The sequence below is a fragment of the Microvirga tunisiensis genome (assembly GCF_009296175.1).
Lineage (GTDB): Bacteria > Pseudomonadota > Alphaproteobacteria > Rhizobiales > Beijerinckiaceae > Microvirga > Microvirga tunisiensis.
Genome location: NZ_VOSK01000713.1, coordinates 1 through 1594, shown reverse-complemented (window position 1 = coordinate 1594; position 1594 = coordinate 1). Strand labels below are relative to the sequence as shown.

General features: G+C 62.4%; 2 protein-coding genes. Both read right to left on the bottom strand.

Annotation, left to right across the window (positions count from 1 at the left end; all coding sequences use genetic code 11):
• Positions 1-695 precede the first annotated feature (695 nt).
• Positions 696-1088, bottom strand: coding sequence for a type II toxin-antitoxin system VapC family toxin (locus tag FS320_RS43080; protein ID WP_152718611.1), 393 nt, complete (start codon positions 1086-1088; stop codon positions 696-698).
• Positions 1089-1102: 14 nt separating this feature from the next.
• Positions 1103-1339, bottom strand: coding sequence for an antitoxin (locus FS320_RS43075; RefSeq protein WP_152718610.1), 237 nt, complete (start codon positions 1337-1339; stop codon positions 1103-1105).
• Positions 1340-1594: the final 255 nt, after the last annotated feature.

Here is a 1594-nt window from a genome sequence, read left to right as displayed (position 1 = left end):
CATCTGTACTCTCGTCAAGCGCATTGAGGTTGCCGATGATGTTGTCGGGGTGATCTTCCGGGTTGAGCCCGGCTTCTCAGGTCCACCTGAGACAGGTCGAACTTTGCACCATTGTCCAACACGTCGTGATCATGCATCGCCTCTGGAGCGACGGCACCGAGTTCCGCTGGACCAAGGAGAGCGCCACGGCGGCCGCCTGATCACTCACTGGAACGGCCTGTCCCCCGAAGAGGAGGAGATCCAAGATCCGCCACCCGGTGGAGAGACGTCCCTTGCGGGACGATGGATGAGGTGAGTTCGCGTGGGCTCTTGTCTCGGTCGCGTCTTGCGCGATCAGAACGCGCAACAGATTGGGCTGCCTCATTCTTCCGATCCCAAACTGGGAGAGCCACAGAGCTGATCCCGAAGAGAAGCAAGGGCCCGCGAGTGACGTCAAACATCGGGAATGTCGAAGGCCTGAAAGCGCTTGACCTCAAACCGCCGAATAGAGAAGAACCCAGCCGCAGTCGTGTCCTGCGACAACGTCCAATCGCTTCCGATCCTCGCTCCGCCGCTACATACCGTAGCCGTCAGTTTTAGGCTGGCTTGATCCTCACTGCGGCTCGATTTCTTGCCCTCAATCAATAGAAGGCGCTTGTCTGTGAGCGCGGCTGCGACGTCAGGTGGCCGGTCGACAAGAGCGGGCCAGACCTGTGCTAGCCCTCCAGCCAGTTCTCGATCCGGAGCCCGTCGACACGGTTGAACTCCTGCACGTTGTCTGTGACCAGCGTCAATCCGAGCGAGAGCGCGTGCGCGGCGATGAGGAGGTCATTCTGGCCAATCATCCGTCCCTCGGCCTCGAGACGGCTGCGGACCACGCCGTAGTACGCATCGGCCGGCACGTCGAGCGCCAGGACCTCGACTTCCCGCAGCGCGGCCTCGACCCTGGCGGTCAGCTTCTCCGAGCCCTTCTTCTCCGCACCGTAGCGCAGTTCTGAGGCGACGACGACGCTGGTGCAGACGCTCGCGTCCCCGACCTGGCGCAGGCGCGTCGCCGCCTTCCCGCTTGGGTTCCGGATCATGTCGGAGAGAATGTTGGTGTCGAGCATGTAGCGGCCGGCGCTCAAAAGATGTCCTCCGGCGCGCCGGGCTTATCCTCGATAGTTGGGAAGTCCTCATCGAGCGGCTCCAGCGTGTCGAGGAGGGCGATCAGACCACCCTTTCGGATCGGCTCGATGATGAGCCGATCGCCGTCCCGGTGTATGATGGCCTCGTCGCCGGGGAGCTCGAACTCGACCGGGATCCGGACCGCTTGGTTCCGGCCGTTCCTGAACAGCCTGACGTGTCGTTCGTGCTGCATCCCGGGCTCCTCCACTTTGGCCTATGCCAAGACATAGGCCGCGCGCTGCGAAAGCGCAAGCGAGCGCCGGGACACGGCCTCAGGACCCGCATCTACGAACAATTTTGACCGGGTGCGCCTTAAGGGGACGTTGGTGCATAATTGAGAGGTGGGCCGCATGCACCCCTTAGCCCTGGGGTTCAGACGAGGCGCTGGGATACTGGCATGCCAAGGCTGGTCATGATGTTGATGACCTTGCAGCCGACCGCAGCTTCG

Coding starts and splice junctions, on each gene's coding strand:
- FS320_RS43075 (WP_152718610.1), bottom strand. CDS start 1,339: ATGCAGCACGAACGACACGTCAGGCTGTTCAGGAACGGCCGGAACCAA.
- FS320_RS43080 (WP_152718611.1), bottom strand. CDS start 1,088: ATGCTCGACACCAACATTCTCTCCGACATGATCCGGAACCCAAGCGGG.